The organism is Rhodoluna sp. (genome assembly GCF_049276775.1).
In the GTDB taxonomy this organism is placed as follows: Bacteria; Actinomycetota; Actinomycetes; order Actinomycetales; family Microbacteriaceae; genus Rhodoluna.
The window spans coordinates 1-1,711 of record NZ_JBASXC010000102.1 but is presented as its reverse complement, the minus strand read 5'-3'; the positions used below and the strand labels follow the sequence as shown (position 1 = coordinate 1,711).

Below are 1,711 nucleotides of genomic sequence, written 5' to 3'. Positions count from 1 at the left end.
TGGTTGCTTATACGCCGGGAACCGCTTTTTATGGCGATGGCCAGGGTAAGAACAAACTTCGGATCTGCTATTCCTTCCCGGAACCCGAACGCATAGATTTAGGCATAAAGCGTCTTAGCAACGTCATCAACTTACAAATCGAGCTTCAACAAACCTTCGGGAAGGGCTAGGCCATGATTCCAAAGTCGAAAATGGCGGGCAAGCTAAAGATCGTGGTTTTGGCTGGGGGGATCTCCCACGAGCGAGATATCTCTTTGAAGTCGGGCCGCCGCGTTGCAGATGCCCTCATCGAAAAAGGTGCCCGTGTTGTTATGCGGGAGCCCGATCAAGATTTATTGGAAAACCTGAGGAAAGATAAGCCGGATGTTATCTGGCCGGTGCTTCACGGCGCGAGCGGTGAAGACGGCGCGCTCCGGGACATCCTTGCCCTAACCGGGATTCCCTTTGTTGGAGCGAAAGCCGACTCAGCCAAGCTTGCCTGGGACAAATCGATTGCCAAGATTTTAGTTTCCAGAAGTGGAGTCCAAACCCCGGCCTCGATAACTCTGCCCCGTGAAACATTCAAGGAACTCGACGCCGAGTCTGTTCTAAAACTTGTGACCAAGTCCCTGGCTCTGCCCGTTGTTGTGAAGCCGGCAAGGTCGGGCTCTGCTCAGGGGGTCACGATTGTCAAAAAGCAAGACCAGCTGAACCAGGCCATGATCGACGCCTACGTCTACTGCGATGTGGCGGTGATCGAGGACTTTATCGAAGGAACCGAACTTGCCATCGGAGTGATTGATTTGGGGGCCGGACCGATTGCACTTCCAGCCGTCGAGATTGAACCTCGCTCAGGGCACTTCGGATTCGAGGAAAGGTATGTAGCGGGAGAGACCGACTATTTTGTTCCAGCAAGATTGTCAAAGTCAGTGTCGGCAAAAGCAGCCAAGTTAGCAATTGATGCGCACGAAGCCCTGGGTCTTCGTCACATCTCAAGGATCGACATAATCGTCGACGCCAAGGGGGTCCCCTGGTTTTTGGAGGCGAATGTTTTGCCCGGTCTTACCGAGACTTCTTTGTTGCCGCAGGCAATTCTCGCCGAGGGCTCAACTCTGGGTGATGTTTATTACTCGCTGGCTCAAGCTGCCCTTCGAGGTCGCGGCTAGTTTTCTTTTTTGTAACCGATTTCCCCAAGGATTCGGTTCAGATCAGCAACTGTTCCAAACTCAATTATTAGCTGGCCTTTTTTGCGGCCAATTTGAATCTTCACTTTGGTGTTCAACTGATCTCCAAGACCATCAGCCATTTCCTTTAAGAGATCTTGCTTAGTGCCCTGCTTGATCTTGGGCTTCTTGGCCTCCGGCTTATCAAAACCAACTAGCTCTTCCAAAGAGCGAACCGATAAACCCTCGTTGATGGTTTTGGTTGCGAAGTATTCCATGCGCGATGCATCTGTTGCTCCAAGAATTGCTCTTGCGTGACCGGCCGATAAAACTCCGGCTGCAACTTGACGCTGCACGCTTGAAGGAAGTTTCAAAAGCCTAAGTGTGTTGGTGATCTGCGGACGTGATCTTCCGATGCGATCGGCAAGTTGTTCTTGGGTGATTCCAAAATCCTCGAGCAGCTGTGCGTAGGCACTCGCCTCTTCGAGCGGATTTAAATCACTGCGGTGCAAGTTTTCAAGCAGAGCATCGCGCAGCATGTTTTGATCTTCTGTTTCACGTATGACGGC

2 protein-coding genes are annotated in these 1,711 nt (G+C 51.6%); one reads left to right on the top strand and one right to left on the bottom strand.

Going from position 1 to position 1,711, the window contains the following annotated elements:
• Positions 1-173 precede the first annotated feature (173 nt).
• The gene (locus WAO31_RS06500) at positions 174-1,145 is read left to right on the top strand and encodes a D-alanine--D-alanine ligase family protein (RefSeq protein ID WP_509591658.1); all 972 of its coding nucleotides are present in this window, start codon (positions 174-176) and stop codon (positions 1,143-1,145) included.
• Here WAO31_RS06500 and WAO31_RS06495 read toward each other — a convergent pair.
• Positions 1,142-1,711: ParB/RepB/Spo0J family partition protein (locus WAO31_RS06495; RefSeq protein WP_509591656.1), on the bottom strand; the 570-nt coding region annotated here is incomplete at its 5' end. The genes WAO31_RS06500 and WAO31_RS06495 overlap by 4 nt on opposite strands.